Source organism: Mycolicibacterium setense (assembly GCF_000805385.1).
Classification (GTDB): Bacteria; Actinomycetota; Actinomycetes; order Mycobacteriales; family Mycobacteriaceae; genus Mycobacterium; species Mycobacterium setense.
The window spans coordinates 588,129-610,651 of record NZ_JTJW01000006.1 but is presented as its reverse complement, the minus strand read 5'-3'; the positions used below and the strand labels follow the sequence as shown (position 1 = coordinate 610,651).

Here is a 22,523-nt window from a genome sequence, read left to right as displayed (position 1 = left end):
TTGGGTCGGCCCGCCCCAGAATCCTCGGATGCAATCCTCGCGCCGTCCCGAGCCTCAGGTTTTGCACGTGCTCAGAGTCATCGAATCATCAAGCAAGCCAAGCGGAAACGCAGCGATCAGGCGCGAGTCAGGGTTGCAGACGGTGCTGGTAGGCCGCCCGGACAGCGGGGTCGACGTCGACGAATGCGGTGTCGAAGCGAGCCGCCTGCATGGCGCGATGCCGAAGCCGGTCGGGCAGCGTCGAGGCGACCTTGATGACCGCGCCGAGCGGCCTGGGCACCGCCACCTTGGTCCGTCGGCTACCGACGGATGCGACGATCGCGGCGGCCACATCCTCGGGTTCCACCTCGGCCACCGGCCGAACCCACTTCGGGGCGCTGTGGCCCGCGGAGAGCTCGGTTTTCACCACCCCCGGCAGAACCGCGGTGACACCGATGCCCTTGGCCTCAAGTTCCAGCTGCAAGGTCTCGGAAAAACCCACCACCGCATGCTTGGTGGCGCAGTAGGTGGCCAGACCGGGAAACGCACCCGCTCCCCCCAGCGAAGCCACATTGACGATATGGCCACGTCGCCCTGCCATCCGTACGGCGGCCAGCTTCGACCCGTTCAGGACGCCGAACAGATTGATCGCGACCATACGGTCCGTCATCTCATCGGATTCATCGACGAACAGCCCGGTGGGCATGATCCCGGCATTGTTCACCAACACATCGAGCCGGCCCAGCCGTTGCTCGGCATCGTCCAGAAACGCCGAGAACGACGCCCGGTCAGTGACGTCGAGCGGTAGGCCACACACCACGCCACCGGTGGCTTCGGCGAGCTGCACCGCGGTCTTCTCGACCAGTTCTGCGTCGATGTCGCCGAGAGCAACCCGCGCACCTGCCCGCAGAAATGCGGCCCCCGTTGCCTTGCCGATCCCCCGTGCCCCGCCGGTGATCGCCACCACTCGGCCACCTTGATACGCGTCCGACCTCATCGAAACTCCTTCCGCAACACACCTTTGAGAACCTTCCCGGTCTCGTTACGCGGCAGCGAGTCAAGGAAGATGACGTCCCTTGGCACCTTGTGCCGAGCCAGCCCGGAACGCACGTGGGTTCTCACACCGTCTGCATCCAGGTCTGCATCAGATTGCCGGACCACGAAGGCCCGCAGTCGTTTCCCGAATTCGTTATCGTCGACCCCCAGTACGCATGCCTCGGCGACTGCGGGATGGTCGGCGAGCAGATTCTCGACTTCGAGCGGAAAAACGTTCTCTCCGCCCGAAACGATCATGTCGTCGTCGCGCCCGTCGACGAACCACAGGCCGTCGGCGTTGAAGTGTCCGGTATCCCCTGACGACAACAGCCCGTCGACGATCTCCTTCTGTCTGCCATCGGTGTACCCCGAGAAACTCAGTCCGCTCGACACGAAAAGCGTTCCGGTTCGGCCCGGTTCGGTGATCTTTCGGCGCTGCTCGTCGTAGGCGGCCAGCCTGCAGCCGACCGGCGGACGGCCGACGGTCCCGGGCGCCGCGCGCAACTCGCCCGGGGTGGCGACCGCCGCGACGGCCACCTCCGTGGACCCATACAGGTTGTACAGCACATCACCGAAGGCGTCAGCGGTCCGCCGGCACAAGTCAGGGGACAGCGCAGAGCCTGCGGCGAAGATGACCTTCAATGAAGAGGTGTCGTAACGAGCCAGCACGTCGGGGCCGAGATCGAGAATGCGCTGCAGCATGGTGGGAACGAGAATCAGTGTGGTGACCTCGTAGTCTTCGATCGATGCGAGCGTGGTCTCGGGCTCGAACCGTCGGGTGAGCACGACCCGGTTGCCCAACGCAAGTCCCAACGAACAGGTCGCCAGACCTGTGGCGTGAAACATCGGCGCGGCCACGAAGTATGTACTGTCGGCCGGCCATGGGATCCGGTCGAGCAGTTGGGCGGATTGAAGCGGGCTCACCTTGTTTCGCGGTGCTCCCTTGGGGGTTCCGGTGGTGCCGCTCGTCAACAACACCATCCCACCCAGCGTGCCCGGTGCGGGCAACGGATCGGTCCACTCGTCCCCCGCGATGCTGTGCAGCGTGGGAAGTGTCGACATGTCACCAGCCCATCCGACGATCCGCTCAATATCAGGCGGCAACACGTCGAGGAGCGATGCGAACTCTTCATCGGCGATGACCGCCGAAACGTTCTCCCGCGCACAGACATCAGCCAGCTGTGGTGCGGCGAATCCGGTGTTGAGAAGTACCACCCTGGCGCCGATCTTGCCGGCCGCGGCCAACGCGAGCATCAGTCCCCGGTGATTCCGCTCCAGGACACCGAGCACCGCACCGGCGCTGATTCCCTTGCGAGACAGACCACGGGCCAACGCATTCGAGGTCCGCTCGAGATCGCGGAAGCTCATGGTTCCGGCTTCATCCACCAGTGCGGTCGCATCACCATAGCGCGAGGCAGTGTGCCTGACGAGGCCGCCGAACGACCCGTATCTGCGTAGCGCATGAGAGGCGCGGAGAGCTTCGACGGGCCGGCTCAGATTGACCAGACCGCGCCGCTGCAGCACCAGTGCCGCTGCCACGAGATCACGGAGCTGATGCAGTGCATCCATCATGCGGCCGCTCCGATCCCCGTGATGAGCCGAACCACGGCATCGGGGTCGTCGAGTTGCGGGCAATGACCTGAACGGGACAGCACGACGAGCTCACTTCCTGGAATCTGTTGGTGCAGTATTCGACTCGCTTTGACAGGGATGATGCGGTCGTGCGCGCCGTGGACAACCACGGTGGGGCAGCCGACGCGGACGTCCCGATGGGTACCCAGGGCTTCGTGCGCGTACCGGAAGGCGTCCCGGCCCATATCCGCGACATCGGAGAGCCCCGACGCCAAACCGGACCAATAAGCCACGACCTCGGGATCTGCGATGGATCCAGGACCGTAGAGCGCCCTCGGCACGGCGTTCACGGTGAGCCACCGCAGCGTACGCGCCGGAACCGGGATGCGGGCGACACATGACCAGAAACTCGCAGGCACAGCGCGCTTTCGGGCCAGTTTCGCGATCCAGTGCCCCGCGTTGAGCGGATCGTCAAGTGCCACCAGCCCGTAGACCGCCTCAGGGTTACGGATGGCCGCGCGAACCGCGGTCGCTGCGCCAAGCGAGTTGCCGACCAGAATCGCAGGTCCGAGATCAGCGAGGACCGCGTCGGCGAACGCGTCGAACTGCGGCAGCAATGGGCCGGGGTGGCGGCGCTCTGCCCGGCCGAAGCCGGGCAGATCAACGGCGAATGCCCTGCGCCCCAACGCCTCCAGTCGCGTGAGCACCGCGCGCCAGGTGTCGGCACTGTCGGCGTAGCCGTGCAGCAGAACCACCGGAGTCCCGCTGCCCGAGACCGACAGCACCCTGGTCGCGACGCCACCGAACGTGGCCCGCGTCTCGGCGATCATCCCGCCAGCAGCCCCTTCGCGATGTGCGTCACCTGCACCTCGTTACTGCCCGCGTAGATCATCAGCGATTTGGCATCGCGGGCGAGTTGTTCCACCCGGTATTCGGCCATATAGCCGTTGCCGCCAAAGAGCTGAACGGCCTCCATGGCGACCTCGGTCGCGGCCTCCGACGAGTACAGCTTGATCGCCGAAGCCTCGGAAAGCGTCGGGAGCGAACCGGTCTTCAGCCGTTCCAGAGACTGGAACACCATGTTCTGCACGTTGATCCGGGCGATCTCCATGCGGGCCAGCTTCAATTGGATCAGCTGGAACTCGGCGATCCTCTTACCCCACAGCGTGCGGGCCTTCGCGTAGTCCAGGCACAACCGATGACACTCGTTGATGATGCCCAGCGACAGCAGCGCCACCCCGACCCGTTCCGCAACGAAATTCGCCCGCGCACTGTCGCGCCCGTCGCCGCTGGAGTGGGATTCGGTCTCACCGAGCAGCCGGTCCGGGCTGATCCGGATGTTGTCGAAGAACAACTCCCCTGTGGGCGACGACATCATGCCCATTTTCTTGAACGGCTTGCCCTGGGTCAGGCCGGGCATGCCTGAGTCCAGCACGAAGGTCAACACCGGCCGATCACGCCGGTCGATTCCCGCATCGCCGTTGTCGAGTTTGGCGTAGACGATCAGCACGTCGGCGTAGGGACCGTTGGAGATGAAGGTCTTCTGACCGTTGAGGATGTAATCAGAGCCGTCACGTTTGACATAGGTTTTCATGCCCCCGAACGCATCCGATCCCGCATCGGGTTCGGTGATCGCCCATGCCGCGATCTTCTCGAGCGTCATCAGCTCCGGCAACCAGCGCTCTTTCTGTGCGAGGGTGCCGCGGCTCATGATGGTCGCCGCACCCAAGCCCAGGCTGACCCCGATCGTGCTCAACAGCCCGATACTCACCCCTGCCAGCTCCGAGACCATGACCGCGGCCATGGATGCCTGTTCGCCGAGACCGCCGATGCCACCGGATTTCTGCCCGCGTTCGCCGGATCCGCGCTCACGCTCCTTGTCGAGCATCGTCTTGACGGCCTCTGCCGCCATCACATCAAGGCCGAACTCGCTGAACAGCTTGCGGGCGAAGGGATACGGCGAAAGCTCGCCGCTCTCCAAACCGTCGAGATGGGGCCGGATCTCCTTGTCGATGAACTCACGCACGGTGTCGCGCATGATGACATCGGTGTCGGACCATTCGATCATGACGGCAGCCTCTCGGCGATGTCATCGATCAGCCACAACCCGTCGGTCTCGATGGTCTCGACATCGTGCCAGCCCGCCAGCTGCGAGATCGCGCCGCCCTGCACGGCGTAGACCCGGCCGGTGATCGGGCACTTCTCCGTCGCGAGATAGGCGACCAGAGGAGAGATGTTGGCCGGGCTGAACAGATCCGCCTCACTCTCATCCTCCGGCTCGGCCATCAGCGCGCCCATCCCCGGGGTGGCGAGGGTCAGCCGGGTCCGCGCGATCGGCGCGATGGCGTTGACCCGCACGCCGTAGCGTTCCAACTCGTCGGCGGCTACCAAAGTCAGCGCGGCGATCGCGGCCTTGGCCGATCCGTAGTTCGCCTGGCCCGCATTCGGAATCGTCGTCCCAGAACCCGACGCGGTATTGATCACCGCGGCATTCGGCTGATCGCCTGCCTTCGATTGCGCCTTCCAGTACTCAGCTGCATGGCGTAGCACCGAGAAGTGCCCTTTGAGATGCACGGAAACTACGGCATCCCAATCAGATTCGGTCATCGTCGGGATGAAGGAATCCCGCAGGATTCCGGCGTTGTTGACCACGACATCGAGCCGGCCGAACTCGTCGACCGCCTGTCGCACCAATGATCTGGCGCCGTCCCAGGTGGCGATGTTCTCGGTGTTGGCCACTGCCTTGCCGCCGGCAGCGCTGATCTCGGCCACCACCTCGTGGGCCGGCCCGGCATCAGTGCCCTCGCCGGCATTGCTGCCACCGAGATCGTTGACGACGACGCTGGCCCCTTCCGATGCGAACAGCAGTGCGTGTTCGCGGCCGATGCCCCGGCCCGCGCCGGTGATGATCGCGACGCGTCCTTCCAATGCACCCATGGTTATGCCTCCTCAGTTATTTCGGCCAGGCCGTCGGTGATGACGAAATCGGACCCCCTGGCGGTTTCGAACCCGTACGTCGTGACGCCGTCGGTCACCCCTTTTCGCCAGATGCGGGTTTCAAGGTCGTCTCCGGGCAGCACCATCTTGGAGAACCGCACGGCAAACCGCTTGAGCCGGTTGACATCTGAGCTGGCAACCTCGGTGAGCACCGCCCATGACGCGAACGCCATGGTGCACAGTCCGTGCGCGATGATCCCGGGCAAACCGGCGTCGCGCGCCACCTCGTCGTCGAGGTGGATCGGCATGGGATCACCCGAGGCGGGGCTGTAGCGGAATGTTTGATCGTCGTCGACATGCTGGATGACGGTGGCCACCGGGGCACCCTCGCGCAATGTCTCGTCGAACCGGTGACTCGGGCTCAGTTCCCCCACCGACTTACCGGCGTCGAAGCCCCGCACGAAGGTTGTGACGTACTGCTCGTTGACCAGCTCACCGTCCTCGGTGCGGCATTCGAGGTAGATCGCGGCACGGGTGCCGTTCTCCAGCCCCTCGTAGCCGATCATCTTGCCGCGGGACACCAACTTGTCTCCCGGCCGGATCGGTCGGTGGAAATGGAAGTCCTGTTCGCCGTGTACCACCCGGGGAATCAGCTCCACGGGCAGCACGTCGACCGCGGGTACCAGCAATGCCTCGAACACCGGAACGATCGCGAACACCGGTGGCGCAACGTCTCCGGCACGGTGCGACGGAATCGGATCATTGGTCGCGGCAGCGTATTCGGCGAGCCGCTCCCGTGTGACCTCGAAACGTTCCTCGTCGGTCCAGGTGTTCAGGCCGCTGTCGTCGAACCGCAGCTCTTCGTCTGCCGCGGCGTGCTTCGCCGCGGTCATGCCGACGCCGATGCCAGCTCGTCGAGCGCGTTCAGGCTCTTGTCGAGTTGCTTGACGCCGTCCTTCTCCACTGCTTTGGCAAGGGCGCCCTTGACCAGGGCCCCTTCGAAGTCTCCGCTGACAGTGAACCGGGACCCTGTGCCCACCGGCTCGATGGTGAAGGCGAACTTCGCCTTGACCCCGGCCATTCCGGTGCCGCCGAGAACCAGGCTGTGGGGCGCGTCGACCGACTCGATGGTCCAGTCGACTTTGTTGGCCATACCCAGCATGACAATCTTGGCGGAGAGCTTCGCACCGGCCGTCAGCGTGGCGGGCGGCTCTTCGAGCCACTTGTCGTGCACGGTGAACCACTTGTCCCAAGACTGCGGGTCAGAGACGGTCGCCCACAGCGCATCGGGGCCGGCCGCCAGGTCGCGGGTCGCTTCGATGTGTCCCATTGTCGTTACTCCTTGTGTTCTGGTTGATTACCGGTCGGCCCGCTGATAGGCGGTCACCACGGCGGCCCCGCCCAGGCCGATGTTGTGTTGCAAAGCGGCAGTCACGTTGTCCACCTGCCGCTTGTCGGCAGTTCCCCTCAGCTGCCAGGTGAGCTCGGCGCACTGAGCCAGGCCCGTGGCACCGAGCGGATGACCCTTGGAGATCAGCCCGCCGGACGGGTTGACCACCCAACGACCCCCATACGTGGTGTCGCCGTTGTCGATCAACTTCGCGGCTTCACCCTCGGCGCACAACCCCAGCGCCTCGTAGAGCAACAGCTCGTTCGCGCTGAAGCAGTCGTGCAGCTCGATCACCTGGAAGTCATCAGGTCCGAGACCAGACTCGTCGTAAACCTGCCGGGCGGCAGCGACATTCATGTGATACCCGATCAACGCCTTGCAGGTACCGTCGAAGCTGTTCTCGAAATCGGTGGTCATCGCCTGACCCACGATCTCGACGGCCTGCTCGGCCAGTCCGTGCTCGTCGACGAATTCCTCGCTCGCCAGGATCGCCGCGCCCGAACCATCAGAAGTCGGCGAACACTGCAGTTTGGTGAGCGGGTCGTAGATCATGCGCGCGCCGAGGATGTCGTCCAGGCTGTACTCCTGCTGGAACTGCGCGTACGGATTATTCACCGAATGCTTGTGGTTCTTGTGGCCGATCTTTGCGAAATGCTCAGCGGTGGAGCCGTATTGCTTCATGTGCTCACGACCCGCGGCGCCGAACATCCACGGCGCCGGCGGGAACAGCACCTCGGAAATCTCGGCCAGCGCCAGGAAGTGCTTGGCCATCGGTTGTTCCCGGTCGTCGTATGTCGAGCCGAGGGAACCTGGTTGCATCTTCTCGAATCCGAGCGCCAGCGCGCAGTCAGCCATACCACTGCGCACCGCGCGGGTGGCCAGATACAACGCTGTCGACCCGGTGGAGCAGTTGTTGTTGACATTCACTACCGGAATGCCGGTCATACCAAGCTCATAGACCGCCCGCTGGCCTGAGGTCGACTCTCCGTAGACGTAGCCGACGTAAGCCTCCTGGACCTCGCGGTAGTCGATTCCCGCGTCTGCCAAAGCCTTTGAACCCGACTCACGCGCCATGTCGGGATAGTCCCAGGCCGATCCGTCGTCGTTCACACGCTGACCGGGCTTCTCGAACTTCGTCATCCCGACACCGATCACATACACCTTGTTGGGCATGAAACCCTCTCTTTCTGTGCGGTGCCAGAAACATACCAACCTGTTTGTATGTTAACAAGAGGGCTGACGGTGCCCTTCTGATCTGCAGTGAATTACCGACGGCCGGCCGTGGCGCGGACTACGACGAGACTTCAGCGCTCAGGGTGTCGGAGAGCATGCGGCGCAGGTGCGCACACACCCGGTCCCAGCGTTTTCTGGCCCGGCGGGGATCGCGGTCAGCGAAACTCGACAGCAGGATCCCCCGCAGCGCATCCATGGCCGTGTACGCCAGGTCCCGCAACTCTTTCTGCGCAACCCGGTCCGGGACCAGTTGCGCAAGTGCACCGACCAACGCGCCGGTGACGATCGGTTCGACGCGCTCGATCTGGGCGGCCAACACCTCATCGGTGCGTGCTGCCACCCAAAGCTCAAGTGTGGCAACGAAAACCGGCCCCTGATGCGATTCCCACAGATAATCGAGGACCATCGAAGCAGCGTCAGGGTTCGCCGCCACCCGCCCGAGATCACGTACCGCGGCCTGCACTCGTTGTTCGGCCAAATGCTCGATCGCCGCCACCACCAGGTCTTCCTTGGACCGGAAGTGATGAACCTGGGCGCCCCGCGTAACGCCTGCAACTTCGGCGACCCGCTGCGTGGTCGTGCCGGCATAACCGTAGGTGACCAGACAGTCCACAGTGGCATCCAGCAGTCGGGTACGCATCGCTGCGCTGCGCTCGGCCTGCGTGCGCCGCCCGCCCCGATTACTGACCACTTCCGACATTGTCGGAATCCTAGTCGACCGGGGTGGACGCCACCTTCGACTTAACATACCAACTTGATTGCATGTCAGTAGCCCCTGGACGCTGTTACAGCGTCGCCGGCCGCAACACCACCACATTCTTGGTGCGCTTCGGCCCGTCTTCGAGCAGCGCGATCACCCGGCCGTCGGGCGCGGTGGCGGCGTAGATCCCGTCGATCCCGGCCGGGTTCAGCGGCCGGCCGTGGCGGGTGTCCTCGGTTTCCTCGGCGGTGAGATCACGGCGCGGAAATCCGACCAGGCAGGCCTCGTCGAGTGAGTAACTCAGCCTCGCCTCTTCGGCGAGGTCGTCCAACGTCCGCGCCTCATCCAAGCCGTATCGGCCGACTCTGGTGCGGCGCAACGCCGTCAGATGGCCGCCGACACCGAGCGCCACACCCACGTCGCGGGCCAGGGCTCGGATATAAGTGCCCGACGAACAGTCCACGTCGACATCCACGTCGACGAATTCGTCCACCCCCCGCACCGCGAGCACCTCGAACCGATCGATGCGCACCGGCCGGGCGGCCAGCTCGACGACCTGTCCTTCGCGGGCCAGTTTGTAGGCCCGCTGCCCGGCGACCTTGATGGCGCTGACCGCCGACGGCACCTGCTCGATGTCACCGCGCAGCGCCGCGACCGCGGACTCGATCTGCGCGTCACTGACGTGCACAGCTGAGACCGTCTGCAGCACTTCGCCTTCGGCGTCTTCGGTAGTGGTGGTCTGACCGAGCCGGATGGTCGCCGAATAGGACTTCGCGGTGGCAGTGAGCAGGCCGAGGATCTTGGTGGCGCGTTCGATACCGACCACGAGCACCCCGGTCGCCATCGGATCGAGCGTTCCGGCGTGCCCGACCTTGCGGGTACCGAACAGCCGGCGGCACCGGCCCACCACGTCGTGGCTGGTCATCCCAGCCGGCTTGTCGACGATCACCAGGCCCGGATCTGGGCTGCTCCTCACGTGCGCGGGTTCCGGAACGCTCACAGCACGATCGCCGTCAGCGTCACACCGTCTCGCACCGACCATCGGCCGTCCAGCGCCGTCAGCGGCGGGCCGTGTTCGGCGGCCGGATCGATCAGGATCTGAGACCGGAACGTTCCGCCCGCACCGTTCCCGTTCACCGTGAACGTGATGTGGGCATCCTCGAACCCGAGCCAGCGATGGGTCAGCGGATACCACGCCTTGTAGGTGGCTTCCTTGGCGCAGAACAGGATTCGGTCCCAATGCAGGCCGTCGGGCAGCCCGCCGAGCTCGGATCGCTCCAATGGCAGCGAGATGGCGCCCAGCACCCCGTCGGGAAGCACATCGTGCGGTTCGGCATCGATGCCGACCGAACGCACGCCGCCGACGCGGCCGACCACGGCACCGCGAAAGCCCTGACAGTGGGTCAGGCTGCCGACGATGCCGTCGGGCCAGCACGGTTCACCCTTGTCTCCCTTGAGGATGGGCACCGGGCCCACGCCCAGTTCGCCCAGCGCCTGGCGAGCGCAATAGCGCACCGTGGTGAACTCGTTGCGGCGCTTGGCCACCGCACGGGCCACCAGTGCCGCCTCCTCGGGCAGCGCCGTCAATCCCGGCGGATCGTCATACAACTCGGCCCAGGCGATCTTCTCGGGCATGTCGGGCAGCACCTGGCCCAGCAACGCGCCGCTCATGCGCGCCTGGCCTTGATCCGGTCCTGCATCTGCTGAGCGTGAGCACGCATCTCGGCCGTGATCTGAAAGTGTCCGCCGAACTCGTTGAGATAACCGGGTGCGTAATTCGGATCAGGCAGGATCTGGCGCAGCCAGCGGAAAGGCTTGCGGCGGCGCCACTCTCGCGGATAGCCGACCGAGACCTCTTCGAAGCGCACGTCGTCATACCAGGTGGTACGCGGAATATGCAGGTGGCCGTACACCGAGCAGATCGCGTTGTAACGGGTGTGCCAATCCTTGGTGGCCGTCGTGCCACACCACAGCGAGAACTCGGGATAGAACATCGCATCGCAAGGTTCGCGGACCAGCGGGAAGTGGTTGACCAGAACCGTCGGGGTCATCCAGTCCAGATCGTCGAGCCGCTTGCGGGTGGCCGCCACCCGCTCACGGCACCAGGCGTCGCGAGTCGCATAGGGCTCGCTGGACAGAAGGAACTCGTCGGTGCCGACGACGTTGCGGTCCCGGGCGATGGCCAGGCCCTCGGCTTTCGTCGAAGCCCCCTCGGGCAGGAACGTGTAGTCGTAGAGCAGGAACATCGGCACGATGGTGGCCGGGCCACCCTGTTCGGTCCACACCGGATACGGGTGCTCGGGCGTGACCACACCCATCTGGTCGCACATGTCGACCAGATAGTCGTAACGCGCCCGGCCGAAGATCTGCATCGGGTCCTTGTTGGTGGTCCACAATTCGTGGTTGCCCGGAACCCAGATGACTTTCGCGAACCGCTTGCGCAGCAGGTCCAGAGCCCAGCGGATCTCGTCGGTGCGCTCCCCGACGTCACCGGCGACGATCAGCCAATCGTCGGGCGAGGCCGGGTACAACGACTCGGTGACCGGCTTGTTCCCGTTGTGCCCGGTATGCAGATCGCTGATCGCCCACAGAATCGGCTGCCGGTCCCTCGACTCGTGATCCATCACAGTTGCACCACCACAACGGACCAGCCTAACCGGGCGCCGGCATCGCGGGCCGTTGACAACTAGAACAGGTTCTCGTTTATGGTCGAGTCCGTTGCGACTGACCGCTACACTCCCCGCAAGCCGGGGAACGTTTTGCCACCAATCTGCGAGGGAGTGTGATGGCCGCCAAGTTGCGCCTGTTGTCGGCATTGACGGCGCTGGTGTCGGCGGTGATAGTCGTGTGGCAGTCGAGCCCCTCCGAAGGCGCCGGTGCCGGCCCACTACACCTCGATGTCACGGATCTGCCGATGACCAACGTGTCCACGACGATCAAGTGGCCGGTCATCGAGACCACGGACCCGTCACCGTTCGATCCCTGCAACGACATCCCGTTCGACGTGGTCCAGCGGATCGGCCTGGCCGTCACCCCGCCGGAGCCCGAGGACAGCCTGCGCTGCCACTACGACGCGGGCAATTACCAGATGGCGGTCGAGGCATTCGTCTGGCGCACCTATGAGCAGACCATCCCACCCGACGCGGTCGAACTGGATATCGACGGCCACCGGGCCGCCCAGTACTGGATCATGAAGCCCACCGACTGGAACGACCGCTGGTGGATCACCTGCATGATCGCGTTCGACACCAGCTACGGCCTCATCCAGCAGTCGCTGTTCTACTCGCCCATCCACTCCCCGGACCGGCCGGACTGCCTGCAGACCAACCTGCAGCGCGCCCATGAACTGGCGCCGTACTACAAGTTCTGAGAACGGCGGTGTCCGATCCGTAGCCTGGTCGCGTGAACAGATTCCACCGCTTCGCCGGTAAGGCCGCCAGCAGGGTTCTGGGGCTGCCCCCGCACCAGACCGACTTCACCGTGCACCACGGGTTGCGGGTGCCGATGCGCGACGGCGTCGAGCTGGTCGCGGACCATTACGCACCCGTCACCGACTCCCCTGCGGGCACACTGCTGGTCCGCGGGCCGTACGGCCGGAGGTTTCCCTTCTCGCCGTTGTTCGCACAGGTCTACGCGGCGCGCGGGTACCACGTCGTGCTGCAGAGCGTGCGCGGCACGTTCGGCTCGGGCGGGACGTTCACGCCGATGGTCCACGAGATGGCCGACGGCGCCGACACCGTGGCCTGGCTACGCGACCAGCCGTGGTTCACCGGCTCGTTCGCCACGGTGGGCCTGTCCTATCTCGGCTTCACCCAGTGGGCACTGCTGGCCGACCCGCCACCGGAGATGAAGGCCGCCGTCATCACCGTCGGGCCGCACGATTTCAGCACATCATCCTGGGGCACCGGAGCCTTCAGCCTCAACGACTTCCTGGGCTGGAGCGCGATGGTGGCCCGCCAGGAGGAGCCCGGCGTATTGCAAGCCCTCTCCCGGCAGCTGCGCGGGCCCGCCGAGCTCGCCAAAGCGACCGCCGGACTGCCGATGGGTACGGCCGCCCGCCAGTTGCTGGGCAGCGGTGCACCGTGGTTCGAGTCCTGGCTGGAACATCCCGAACTCGACGATCCGTTCTGGGACCAGCTGCGGTTCGACGAGGCATTGGAGCGGGCCGAGATACCCATCCTGTTGCTCAGTGGATGGCAGGACCTGTTCCTGGACCAGAGCCTGAAGCAGTACGAGCAGCTCCACCGACGCGGTGTCCCGGTGGCGTTGACCGTCGGCCCTTGGACGCACACGCAGTTGATGACCAAGGGAGTCGCCACCGTGGTCGGCGAATCGCTCGACTGGCTGGGGGCCCATCTGGCCGGCCAGGGCGAGACCACCCGCAGCCCGGTCCGTGTTCACATCAACGGGCGCGGGTGGGTGGAGCTGTCGGACTGGCCGCCTGCCATGCCGGAGCACGAGTTGTTCTTGCAGCCGATGGGACGGCTCGGTGCCGCCGCGCCCCCGGAAACCGCACCCGGCTCGTCATTTGTCTATCACCCCGCCGACCCCACTCCCACGGTCGGCGGCCGGTTGCTGGCAGCTACCGGCGGCTACCGCGACGACACCCGCCTCGCCCGGCGCAGCGATGTGCTGACGTTCACCGGCGACCCGCTTGCGACCGACCTCTATGTGGCGGGCAGCCCTGTCGTCGAGCTGGCCCACAGCTGCGACAACCCCTATCACGACATCTTCGTCCGGATCAGCGAGGTGGACGCAAAAGGCCGGTCCCGCAACGTAACCGACGGATTCCGCCGGTTGAACGGCCATACCGGGCCGGTTCGGCTCGAGCTCGATGCCGTCGCCCATCGGTTCCGGGCCGGGTCGCGGATCCGGGTGATGATCGCCGGCGGCTCACATCCGCGGTTCGCCCGCAACCTGGGAACCGCTGAGCCACCGGTCTCCGGTTCTCAGCTGGTGCGGGCCACCCATACCGTGCATCACGGTCGCGATGGCGTGTCCAGGGTGGTGCTGCCGGCAGGCCCCGTCCCGCCGTCAGCCGGCTGAGGCGCGCACCCGTTCGGATGAGCGCGAACAGTGCTGAAGGTTGCGGTCACGTGGTGACTCCAATCCTCAGCACTGTCGCTGTCAGCCCACTGCTCGGCGCACCCGCTCGGCGACGTCACGCAGTACCGCGTCGTCGTGCACCGGTGTGCCCCAGTCCGCCCGCACCGGCAGGTCGACCCAGCTCTTGCAGCCGGCGAACTCGGGCTTGCGGGCCAGCGTGATCGGCGCGCGTAGCGGGTTCACTTGGACGACCAGGACGGTCAGTCGATGTTTGGGGCGAAAATCGAGCCGGTCCGCCCGCACGGACTCGGCGGTCCAGATGTGTAACGACGCCAGCTCGTCGATCGCGTCGGGCCGGTTGACCTCCACTGCCGCAACAACTTTCGCTCCGGCTCGAATGGTCACCGCATCGTCGGTGCTGTCTGGCGCCGCGGCGTCGAGCAGGTCTGCGTGTTGTGGCCGCACCCGTTCGGCATGGCTGTGCGCGATCGTCGGGAACAGGACGAACTCGGGTGCCGCCACCGAGAACCGCTTCTCATGGATGCCGCCCTTGCGCAGCAGCACGGTCTGCCGGCCGTCGAGCAGCGCGTGCACCGCCGCGCTCCACTCCTTGAGCGCGGGCTGAGTCGCGAGGCTTTCGCTCACTGTGCGGCCAGCCGGGCGCGGACCTCCGGCCGGCGCAGTGGCGGAACGGTCTTGGGCGGCTGACGCCGTGGCGCCAGCCTGTCGAGCAGCCGCGTGGTGGTCGCGGTGACCTCGGCGACCGCGGCCTCGAACGCCTCGACATTGGCGCCGGTCGGCCGGGTGATGCCACTGACCTTGCGCACGTACTGGCGGGCCGCGGCCTCGATTTCTTCGTCGGTGGCGGCGGGTTGCAGACCTCGCAGTTCTGTGATGTTGCGGCACATGCCACCCACGATAGGCGCGTTGGGCCCGGCGGTTACGGTGAGCGGATGACCGACCCAGTGCTGCTCGTCGACACCACCGACCGTGTTCGTACCCTGACGCTGAATCGGCCCCAGTCGCGCAATGCGCTCTCGGCGCAGCTGCGCACCGAGTTCTACGCTGCACTGCGCACCGCTCAGGCGGACGACGATGTCGACGTCGTCATCCTCACCGGCGCCGACCCCGTGTTCTGCGCGGGCTTGGATCTCAAGGAGTTGGGCGACACCACGGAGCTGCCCGACATCTCCCCGAAGTGGCCCGCCATGACCAAGCCCGTGATCGGCGCGATCAACGGCGCCGCGGTCACCGGAGGCCTGGAACTGGCGCTGTACTGCGACATCCTGATCGCCTCCGAGCAGGCCAAGTTCGCCGACACCCACGCCCGGGTGGGGTTGCTGCCGACCTGGGGCCTGAGTGTGCGCCTGCCACAGAAGGTCGGGGTGGGCCTGGCCCGGCGGATGAGCCTGACCGGCGACTACCTGTCGGCTACCGACGCGTTGCGCGCCGGCCTGGTCACCGAGGTGGTCCCCCACGACGAGCTTCTGCCCGCCGCCCGGAAGATCGCCGCTTCGATCGTCGCCAACAATCAGGCCGCCGTCCGCGCCCTGCTGGCCTCGTATCACCGCATCGACCAGTCCCAGACCGACCAGGGGCTATGGATCGAAGCGGCCTCGGCCCGCGAGTGGATGGCGACGGCGAGCGGTGACGACATCGCGGCCAGCCGCAGCGCCGTGATCGAGCGGGGACGTTCGCAGGTGCGCTGACGCCGAGTCAGGCGTGACAGGCGGGCCGGGCTGGTCAGTCGGCCAGCCACCCGTTTCCGGTCTGATCGATGGCGAGTTCTTCGACGCTCATCCCGTCGATGAGCCGGTCCAGCGCTCCGATCATCGTGGCGCACTCACGGGCGGGGTGGTCTTTCGGACAGCGCAGCGCATGGGTCAGAAACTGTTGCGCCCCTTGGGCTTGCGCGATCACGCGGTCCAGCGCGGCGATCTGCTCGCGCACGGTCTCGCGCCACTGCTCGCTCGGCGCGTCGAGCACGGCCGCGGCGGTGTCGAGCGGAAGTCCCAGCCGGTTCACGATCTTGAGCAACGCGAGCCGGCGAAGCTCTTCGGGTCCGTACATACGCTTGCCCGCGCGCCGCTCCCGCGGGGAGACCAGTCCGCGTTCGTCGTAGTACCGCAACGCCGACGGGCTCATCTGCAACCGCGCGGCGGCCTCGCCGATCGGGATCACGTCCATGCCGCCATTTGACTTCAACCCACCTTGAACCGGCAAGGTCTACATCATGAACGCCGGGCGTGCGATCAATCACCATGCCGATCACCCCGGATTCGCGGGTGTCACCGGGGTGCTGTGCGGGCTGATCTTCCTGATGATGGGCCGGGCGAAGGCCCGGCTGGCCTCCGATATCGCGCAGGTCTCGGCCGCGGACCATGTCGTCGATGTGGGTTGCGGACCGGGTACAGCCGCCCGAGTGGCCGTCCGCCGAGGTGCCCGGGTGACGGGTGTCGACCCCGCCTCGAGCATGCTGCGACTCGCGCGCCTGGTCACCCCGAGGCGCAGGCCCGTCACCTGGCGCGAGGGCACGGCGGAAGCCCTGCCCGTGCCGGACGGCTCAGCGACGGTGGTGTGGGCGCTGGCCACCGTGCACCACTGGCAGAACGTCGAAACAGCGGTTGCCGAGGCACACCGGGTGCTGTCGCAGGGTGGGCGGTTGATCGCGATCGAACGGCAATCACCTGACGATGCCACCGGACTGGCCAGCCACGGCTGGACCGACCAGCAGGCCGAGGCCTTCGGCGCGGTGTGCCGCGACGCCGGGCTCGGCGACGTGCGCGTTGCGGGGCAAGGCAAGGGTCGCGGCGCAGTATGGGTGGTCAGCGGCACCCGGCGGTGAGCTACGCGGTCCCGGGGACCAGCCACCGACCTGAGAACGCCCGCCAGCCGACGAAGATCAGTCGCAGCACCATGAACGTGCTGAGGCCCGACCAGATGCCGAACAGACCCCATCCGTAGATCAGCGACAACCAGATCAGCGGCAGGAAGCCGACCAGCGCACTGGTCAGGGTGGCGTTGCGCATGAACTTCGCGTCGCCCGCACCCAACAGCACGCCGTCGAGCGCGAAGACGATGCCGGCCACGGGCAATTGGGCGACCATGAACCACCACGGCACGTCGATGGCGGCCAGCACCGATTGGTCGTCGGTGAACACCGCCGGCAGCACCGAGGAGCCGACGGCGAACAGCACGGCCAGCGCCACTCCGGCCATCGTGGAGAACAGTGTGACCCGCCAGGCCACGCTCTTGGCATGTGCGAGTTGACCGGCACCGAGCGCCGCGCCCACCAGTGACTGCGCGGCAATCGCCAGCGAATCCAACACCAGCGCGAGAAAACTCCACACCTGCAGGACGACCTGATGCGCTGCCACGGCGGCCGCACCGAATCGCGCTGCCACCGCCCCTGCGGACAGGAAGCAGGCTTGGAAGGCGATCGAGCGCAGCAACAGATCGCGGCCCATGGTGAGCTGGGCCCGCAGGACCGCCGGCTGTACCCGCAGCGGCACCTTCTCGATCACCAGGGCACGCAGAAACAGCAGGGCCGCCAACCACTGCCCCACCACGTTGGCCACCGCCGAACCTGCCAGCCCCCGCCGCGGCAGTCCCAGCCAGCCGTAGACCAACAGCGGACACAACACTGCCGACACCGCGAACCCGAACACCACGTAACGCAGTGGGCGGGCGGTGTCCTGCACCCCGCGCATCCAGCCGTTGCCGGCCAGGGACACCAGAATCGCGGGGGCGGCCAGGATGGCGATGCGCAGCCACGGCAACGCGGCGTCGGCGATGTCTGATCGTCCGGCGATGGCCGCCAGCAGCGGCACCGCCGCGGCCTGCACCACCGTGATGATGAGCAGCCCCAGCCCGAGCGCCAACCAGGTGGCCTGCACGCCTTCACCCACCGCGGACTTCCGGTCACCGGCGCCGAAGAGACGGGCAGAGCGTGATGTCGTGCCGTAGGACAGGAATGTCCCCTGCGAGTTGACCAGCCCGAGGATCAAGCCGCCGATGGCCAACCCGGCGAGGCTCAGTGCGCCGAGACGGCCGACGATCGCGATGTCGAACAACAAGTAGATGGGCTCGGCCGCCAGGACTCCCAGCGCCGGAAGCGCCAGGCCGGCGATACGACGGGTGGTGGCCGGGGCGACCGGAACGTCCCCTTCGGGCTCAACCATGTGATTCACCAGGCGAGGCGCCCATGATGCAGTGAAGCAAGATGCCCTCTGATGGAGTCAGGCAAGAGCCTGCGCAAGGGCCTCAACGACGTCGTCGGCGGGCCCGGCCGCGGAGTATCCGGCGGCATGCGGATGGCCACCGCCCCCGAATGAGCTTGCGACCGTGGCCAGATTGAGCGACTTCGCCCGCATCGACACCGACCAGTGTTGCGGCTCAATCTCTTTGAATACCGCCGCGACCTCAGCCTGCTGGGTGGTGCGCACGATGTCGACGATGCTCTCCACTTCCTCGGGCCGGGCACTGGACCATTCGTCATGCGGTACAACGGCATACACCAGCCCGCGACCCCCGACGGCGTCCGGCAGCAGGCGCGCCGAGGCCAATACCCGTGACAGCATGGGCAGCCACGCGAATGGGTGGGTGTCGAGCAGGGCACGGCTGATCGAGGCGTTGTCCACCCCGAGTTCGACCAGTCGGGCCGCCAGCCGGTGCGCCCGAGCGGTGGCCCAGCGGAACGAACCGGTGTCGGTGGTCAGTCCGGCGTACAGGCAGTGCGCCACCCACTTGTCGATGGGCTTGTCCCAGGCGTCGAGAAGCTCGGCCACCAGCATGGTGGTGGAGTCCGCCGTGGGATCGACATAGTTGGCGGTGCCGAACAGCTGGTTGGACGCATGATGGTCGATGACCAGCACCTGGCGGCCGTCCTCGGCCAGCGCGCGCAACGCACCGAGGCGGTTGATACTCGGAATGTCCACTGTGACAACCAGGTCCGCGTCATCGCGGATCGCGCTCGGCGCAACCATGAGATGCCCGCCCGGCAGGGTCTGCAGGGATTCGGGCAGCTGGTCGGGCGCCGCGAAGGCTACCTCGACCTGCTTGCCCGCGTCGTCGAGCACCTGTGCCAGCGCCAGACCGGCGCCGATGGTGTCGGCATCGGGATAGACGTGGCACACCACACTGACGCTCGCCGCGTCCGCAAGCAGGTCCGCGGCCGTCTGCGCGTCGACGCGCAGACCGGAAGGTCGAGCAGTATCAGTCATCCGTTCGATCGCGGTCACCGGCATCCTCTGTGTCTGCCCCGTCGGCAAGCCCGTCCATGTCTTCCGCCCCGCTCACACGGTACGGGTCCGCGTCGCCGGCGTGCTTGGCGCCCTCCCGAACTCTCGCCAAATCCTCGTCGGCAGCCCGGGCCCGGGCCAGCAGCTCCTCCATCCGGTGCGCCGCGTCGGGCACGGTATCGCGGACGAACGCCAGGGTCGGGGTGAATCGCACCCCGGTCCCGGCGCCCACCTTGGTCCGCAACACGCCCTTGGCGCTCTCCAGCGCCGCCGCCGCACCGGCATAGTCCGGCTCGTCTTCGAGTGAGGACCCCAGCACCGTGTAGTACAGCGTGGCGTCGTGCAGATCGCCCGACACCTTCGCGTCGGTGATGGTGACCCCCGCCAGGCGGGGATCCTTGATCTCGTACTCGATCGCCGAGGCGACGATGGTGGAGATCCGTTTGGCGAGCCGCTTGGCCCGTGCCGGATCAGGCATCATGCTCCTCGCGCAAGCGCTCGTCAGCCATGCCTTAGGTCCGCACCTTCTCGACGAGTTCGTACGTCTCGATGACGTCGCCTTCCTTGATGTCGTTGTAGGTCAGAGTCAGACCGCACTCGTAACCTTCGCGGACCTCGGTGGCGTCGTCCTTCTCCCGCTTGAGCGAGGACACCGTGAGGTTCTGCGCGACCACCAGGTTGTCCCGCAGCAGCCGGGCCTTGGCGTTACGACGCATGATCCCCGAGGTGACCAGGCAGCCGGCGATGTTGCCGACCTTGGACGACCGGAAGATTGCGCGGATCTCGGCGCGGCCGAGCTCCTTCTCCTCGTAGACCGGCTTGAGCATGCCCTTGAGGGCCTTCTCGATCTCGTCGATGGCCTGGTAGATCACCGAGTAGTACCGGATCTCCACACCCTCGCGGTTGGCCAGTTCGGTCGCCTTGCCCTCGGCACGGACGTTGAACCCGATGATGATCGCGTCCGAAGCCGAGGCCAGGTTGACGTTGGTCTCGGTGACGCCACCGACACCGCGGTCGATGACCCGCAGTTCCACTTCGTCGTCGATCTCGATGCCCATCAAGGCTTCCTCGAGGGCTTCGACCGTACCGGCGTTGTCGCCCTTGAGGATCAGGTTCAGCTGGCTGGTTTCCTTCAGCGCCGAATCCAGGTCTTCCAGGCTGATCCGCTTGCGGCTGCGCGCGGCCAGGGCGTTGCGCTTGCGCGCGCTGCGCCGGTCGGCGATCTGGCGGGCGATGCGATCCTCGTCGACAACCAGGAAGTTGTCACCGGCACCGGGCACCGACGTGAAGCCGATGACCTGGACCGGACGCGAGGGCAGCGCCTCTTCGACGTCCTCGCCGTGCTCGTCGACCATGCGGCGGACGCGACCATAGGCATCGCCTGCCACCACCGAGTCGCCGACGCGCAGCGTGCCGCGCTGGATGAGCACGGTGGCCACCGGGCCGCGACCGCGGTCCAGGTGCGCCTCGATCGCCACACCCTGGGCCTCCATGTCGGGGTTGGCCCGCAGGTCCAGGGATGCGTCGGCGGTCAGGACGACCGCTTCCAGCAGCGCCTCGATGTTGGTGCCCTGCTTCGCCGAGATGTCGACGAACATGGTCTCGCCGCCGTACTCCTCGGCCACCAGGTTGTACTCGGTGAGCTGAGCCCGGATCTTCGCCGGGTCGGCGCCTTCCTTGTCGATCTTGTTGACCGCCACCACGATCGGCACGTCAGCGGCCTGCGCGTGGTTGATGGCCTCCACCGTCTGCGGCATGACGCCGTCGTCGGCCGCGACCACCAGGATCGCGATATCGGTGGCCTTGGCACCGCGGGCACGCATGGCGGTGAACGCCTCGTGGCCCGGGGTGTCGATGAAGGTGATCGGCCGGACGTTGCCGTCCAGATCGACCTCGACCTGGTAGGCACCGATGTGCTGGGTGATGCCGCCGGCCTCGCCCTCACGGACGGTGGCGTTACGGATGGTATCCAGCAGTCGGGTCTTGCCGTGGTCGACGTGACCCATGACGGTGACCACCGGCGGCCGGAACTCGAGGTCGTCCTCGCCGCCCTCGTCCTCGCCGTAGGTGAGGTCGAAGGACTGCAGCAGTTCGCGGTCCTCGTCCTCGGGCGAGACGACCTGCACCTTGAAGTTCATCTCGCTGCCGAGCAGCTCCAGGGTGTCGTCACCGACCGACTGGGTCGCGGTGACCATCTCACCGAGGTTGAACAGCGCCTGGACCAGTGCGGCCGGGTTGGCGTCGATCTTCTCGGCGAAGTCGGAGAGCGATGCGCCGCGGGCCAGGCGGATGGTCTCGCCGTTGCCCTTCGGCAACCGCACGCCACCGACGACCGGTGCCTGCATGTTCTCGTATTCGGCGCGTTTCGCCCGCTTCGACTTGCGGCCGCGCTTGGGGGCACCGCCGGGCCGACCGAACGCACCGGCCGCGCCACCGCGCTGACCGGGACGACCGCCGCCACCGCCACCGGGACGACCCCGGAAACCTCCGGCAGCCGCTCCGCCTGCACCGGCACCGGCACCGCCACCGGCGCCGCCGCCGCGGTAGTTACCGCCGCCGCCACCACCGGGACGAGCTCCCTGACCGCCGCCGCCGGGACGGGGTCCACCGCCCGGACGAGGTCCGGGACGTGGGCCGCCGCGACCCGGAGCACCGGCACCTGCCGGACGCGGGGGCATGTTGCCCGGAGACGGACGCGGGCCGCCGCCGGGACGCGGGGCACCCGGCCGCGGCTGCGGACGCGGGATGGGCCGCTCGACGGGCTGCTGCGATGAGAAGGGGTTGTTGCCGACCCGCGGAGCGCGCGGGGCCGGCTTCGGCGCGCCCGATGCCGGGCCGGGACGCGGGCCGGGCGTGGCACCGGGGCTGGGCCGGGGACCGGGCGTAGCACCCGGTGCCGGTGCTTCCGGGGCACTGGGCGCGGCGGCAGCCGGTTCACTCGGCGCAGCCGGGGGCTGCGGAGCTGCGGGCTTGGGCGCTGCGGGCCGCGGCGCTGCCGGGGCGGCCTCTGCGGCCGGAGCCGCGGGTTCAGCCGCCGGAGCGGCGGGCTTGGCCGCCGCCGGCTTGGCTGCCGTCGCCGGGCTGGGAGCGCCGGGCTTGGGTGCCGCGGACGTGGACCCAGCCTGCGGACGCGGCTTGTCTTCGGTCTTCTTACCGCCGTTTTTCGCGCCGAACGATTCGCGCAGCCGACGCGCGACCGGCGCCTCGACTGTGGAGGACCCCGACTTTACGAACTCGCCCTGCTCCTTGAGCTTGGCCAAGAGTTCCTTGCTGGTGACACCGAGTTCCTTCGCCAACTCGTGCACACGGGCCTTACCTGCTGCCACTACATCTCCTCGTCTGGAGGCAACAGCGGTGGTAGGCGCCGCGCCTCGGGTTTAGCTATGACGCA

General features: G+C 66.9%; 23 protein-coding genes. 4 read left to right on the top strand and 19 right to left on the bottom strand.

Annotated features, from left to right (window positions below; genetic code table 11):
* Positions 1-127: 127 nt before the first annotated feature.
* The 12 genes from QQ25_RS13585 to QQ25_RS13530 form a co-directional block, all read right to left on the bottom strand.
* A complete protein-coding gene (locus tag QQ25_RS13585) occupies positions 128-976 on the bottom strand; it encodes an SDR family oxidoreductase (RefSeq protein ID WP_039379112.1) in 849 nt (282 codons plus the stop codon).
* The gene (locus QQ25_RS13580; RefSeq protein ID WP_082017524.1) at positions 973-2,586 is read right to left on the bottom strand and encodes an acyl-CoA synthetase; all 1,614 of its coding nucleotides are present in this window, start codon (positions 2,584-2,586) and stop codon (positions 973-975) included. Before QQ25_RS13580 ends, QQ25_RS13585 begins: the two co-directional genes overlap by 4 nt.
* Entirely contained in the window at positions 2,583-3,416 is an 834-nt protein-coding gene (locus QQ25_RS13575; protein WP_039379109.1) for an alpha/beta fold hydrolase, read from the bottom strand. The genes QQ25_RS13580 and QQ25_RS13575 overlap by 4 nt, the downstream gene beginning before the upstream one ends.
* A complete protein-coding gene (locus QQ25_RS13570) occupies positions 3,413-4,654 on the bottom strand; it encodes an acyl-CoA dehydrogenase family protein (RefSeq protein ID WP_039379107.1) in 1,242 nt (413 codons plus the stop codon). Before QQ25_RS13570 ends, QQ25_RS13575 begins: the two co-directional genes overlap by 4 nt.
* Entirely contained in the window at positions 4,651-5,523 is an 873-nt protein-coding gene (locus tag QQ25_RS13565) for an SDR family oxidoreductase (protein ID WP_039379105.1), read from the bottom strand. Before QQ25_RS13565 ends, QQ25_RS13570 begins: the two co-directional genes overlap by 4 nt.
* A 2-nt stretch (positions 5,524-5,525) precedes the next feature.
* A complete protein-coding gene (locus QQ25_RS13560) occupies positions 5,526-6,416 on the bottom strand; it encodes a MaoC/PaaZ C-terminal domain-containing protein (RefSeq protein ID WP_039379103.1) in 891 nt (296 codons plus the stop codon).
* A complete protein-coding gene (locus QQ25_RS13555) occupies positions 6,413-6,853 on the bottom strand; it encodes a type II toxin-antitoxin system Rv0910 family toxin (RefSeq protein WP_039379101.1) in 441 nt (146 codons plus the stop codon). The genes QQ25_RS13560 and QQ25_RS13555 overlap by 4 nt, the downstream gene beginning before the upstream one ends.
* Positions 6,854-6,880: 27 nt before the next feature.
* Positions 6,881-8,086 (bottom strand): lipid-transfer protein, encoded by a 1,206-nt coding sequence (locus QQ25_RS13550; RefSeq protein WP_039379100.1) that lies wholly within the window; start codon positions 8,084-8,086, stop codon positions 6,881-6,883.
* A gap of 118 nt (positions 8,087-8,204) precedes the next feature.
* Positions 8,205-8,846, bottom strand: coding sequence for a TetR/AcrR family transcriptional regulator (locus QQ25_RS13545; protein WP_039379098.1), 642 nt, complete (start codon positions 8,844-8,846; stop codon positions 8,205-8,207).
* 85 nt (positions 8,847-8,931) lie between these two features.
* Entirely contained in the window at positions 8,932-9,888 is a 957-nt protein-coding gene (truB, locus tag QQ25_RS13540; protein ID WP_276015471.1) for a tRNA pseudouridine(55) synthase TruB, read from the bottom strand.
* The gene (gene pptT, locus QQ25_RS13535; protein WP_039379097.1) at positions 9,843-10,517 is read right to left on the bottom strand and encodes a 4'-phosphopantetheinyl transferase PptT; all 675 of its coding nucleotides are present in this window, start codon (positions 10,515-10,517) and stop codon (positions 9,843-9,845) included. Before pptT ends, truB begins: the two co-directional genes overlap by 46 nt.
* Positions 10,514-11,470 carry an ACP phosphodiesterase PptH gene (locus QQ25_RS13530; protein ID WP_039319130.1) on the bottom strand — a complete coding sequence of 319 codons (957 nt, stop codon included), beginning with the start codon at positions 11,468-11,470 and terminating at the stop codon, positions 10,514-10,516. Before QQ25_RS13530 ends, pptT begins: the two co-directional genes overlap by 4 nt.
* 161 nt (positions 11,471-11,631) lie before the next feature.
* Between QQ25_RS13530 and QQ25_RS13525 the strand changes: the two genes are divergently transcribed.
* Both QQ25_RS13525 and QQ25_RS13520 read left to right on the top strand, forming a co-directional pair.
* On the top strand, positions 11,632-12,216 hold the full coding sequence (locus tag QQ25_RS13525; RefSeq protein WP_039319127.1) for a DUF3558 domain-containing protein: 585 nt from the start codon (positions 11,632-11,634) through the stop codon (positions 12,214-12,216).
* Between the two features lie 32 nt (positions 12,217-12,248).
* The gene (locus QQ25_RS13520; protein ID WP_039379093.1) at positions 12,249-13,892 is read left to right on the top strand and encodes a CocE/NonD family hydrolase; all 1,644 of its coding nucleotides are present in this window, start codon (positions 12,249-12,251) and stop codon (positions 13,890-13,892) included.
* A gap of 81 nt (positions 13,893-13,973) precedes the next feature.
* Here the strand turns inward: QQ25_RS13520 and QQ25_RS13515 are convergent, their stop codons facing one another.
* On the bottom strand, positions 13,974-14,537 hold the full coding sequence (locus QQ25_RS13515) for a DUF1802 family protein (protein ID WP_039319121.1): 564 nt from the start codon (positions 14,535-14,537) through the stop codon (positions 13,974-13,976).
* Positions 14,534-14,800, bottom strand: a complete 267-nt coding sequence (locus tag QQ25_RS13510; protein ID WP_039379091.1) for a DUF2277 domain-containing protein — start codon at positions 14,798-14,800, stop codon at positions 14,534-14,536. Before QQ25_RS13510 ends, QQ25_RS13515 begins: the two co-directional genes overlap by 4 nt.
* 45 nt (positions 14,801-14,845) lie before the next feature.
* Between QQ25_RS13510 and QQ25_RS13505 the strand changes: the two genes are divergently transcribed.
* The gene (locus tag QQ25_RS13505) at positions 14,846-15,601 is read left to right on the top strand and encodes an enoyl-CoA hydratase (RefSeq protein ID WP_039319115.1); all 756 of its coding nucleotides are present in this window, start codon (positions 14,846-14,848) and stop codon (positions 15,599-15,601) included.
* 34 nt (positions 15,602-15,635) lie between these two features.
* On the opposite strand, the gene QQ25_RS13500 is transcribed toward QQ25_RS13505, so the two are convergent.
* Positions 15,636-16,079 carry a MerR family transcriptional regulator gene (locus QQ25_RS13500; RefSeq protein ID WP_039319112.1) on the bottom strand — a complete coding sequence of 148 codons (444 nt, stop codon included), beginning with the start codon at positions 16,077-16,079 and terminating at the stop codon, positions 15,636-15,638.
* 46 nt (positions 16,080-16,125) lie between these two features.
* Between QQ25_RS13500 and QQ25_RS13495 the strand changes: the two genes are divergently transcribed.
* Complete coding sequence (locus tag QQ25_RS13495; RefSeq protein ID WP_039379089.1) at positions 16,126-16,737, top strand: class I SAM-dependent methyltransferase; 612 nt, start codon at positions 16,126-16,128, stop codon at positions 16,735-16,737.
* 1 nt (position 16,738) lies between these two features.
* Here the strand turns inward: QQ25_RS13495 and QQ25_RS13490 are convergent, their stop codons facing one another.
* From QQ25_RS13490 to infB, 4 genes are read right to left on the bottom strand one after another with little or no spacing between them, the layout of a single operon-like run.
* Positions 16,739-18,073: an MATE family efflux transporter gene (locus QQ25_RS13490; RefSeq protein WP_039379088.1), complete on the bottom strand. Its 1,335-nt coding sequence runs from the start codon at positions 18,071-18,073 to the stop codon at positions 16,739-16,741.
* Between the two features lie 57 nt (positions 18,074-18,130).
* A complete protein-coding gene (locus tag QQ25_RS13485) occupies positions 18,131-19,138 on the bottom strand; it encodes a DHH family phosphoesterase (RefSeq protein WP_082017523.1) in 1,008 nt (335 codons plus the stop codon).
* Positions 19,107-19,610 carry a 30S ribosome-binding factor RbfA gene (rbfA, locus tag QQ25_RS13480; RefSeq protein ID WP_039320453.1) on the bottom strand — a complete coding sequence of 168 codons (504 nt, stop codon included), beginning with the start codon at positions 19,608-19,610 and terminating at the stop codon, positions 19,107-19,109. Before rbfA ends, QQ25_RS13485 begins: the two co-directional genes overlap by 32 nt.
* Before the next feature lie 34 nt (positions 19,611-19,644).
* Positions 19,645-22,458: a translation initiation factor IF-2 gene (gene infB / locus QQ25_RS13475; protein WP_039379084.1), complete on the bottom strand. Its 2,814-nt coding sequence runs from the start codon at positions 22,456-22,458 to the stop codon at positions 19,645-19,647.
* Positions 22,459-22,523 lie beyond the last annotated feature (65 nt).